A 770-nucleotide genomic window follows, 5' to 3' on the forward strand; every position below is an offset into this window, starting at 1 on the left:
ATGCTGCTGGTCGAAATCAATCGGTTAAAGATTTAATTTATGGCGTCGGTATTACCTATGGTGATTTCTATAAGCCAGGTTGGTATGCAGCTGCAAACATCAATAAAAACGAAAACCACGATACCGATAACCTAGGCCGCTTAATCAAGGATGCCGTTGGATTAGAGTCGCTTGTTAGCTACCGTTTTGACAATGACGTGCGTACATTTATCGCTTACAACGTATTTGATGCGGGCGATGACTATGTGATCCAACCAAATTTTAATGCTGACCCTAATGATGTTTTTAAGCGTCAGTTTGCCGTGATAGGCGCACACTACTTTATGTCTGAAGACACTATTTTGTACATTGAAGCGCGTAAGGACTTTAGCGACTTCTCTAGCGCCGATGCTGTGCAAGAAGCACAAATGTCACAAACCGAAGACGACGGTATCGCCATCGGTTTCCATTACACGCTGTAAGACTAAGCACTGTAATAACAACTTCAAGTGCATCAAAGCCCATGACTTTCATGAGCTTTGATGCACTAATTGATTTCAACATTCTGCCTGTAGCTGTATCTGGCCAAAAATATACAATATTGAAAACTTACAAATTTACAGTGAGTTTAAAAATGCCAACACGGCTGATTTATCATTAAACAGCTCTAGTGTTCAACCACTAATACCAGTTGTATTAGGTAAATGATCTATTTTGAAGCGGGGAAATAGCGTTAGTAGCAAGGCAAAAATTTTGCTATTTAGTTGTTCTAAATGAGAAATTTTTAACGA

Annotated in this window: 1 pseudogene; it reads left to right on the top strand. The window is 39.4% G+C overall.

Annotated features, from left to right (window positions below):
• Positions 1 to 461 (top strand): annotated as a pseudogene (locus tag CWC03_RS13760) (porin); the annotation flags it as partial.
• Positions 462 to 770 lie beyond the last annotated feature (309 nt).

This window comes from Pseudoalteromonas sp. S2755 (assembly GCF_005886535.1).
Lineage (GTDB): Bacteria > Pseudomonadota > Gammaproteobacteria > Enterobacterales > Alteromonadaceae > Pseudoalteromonas.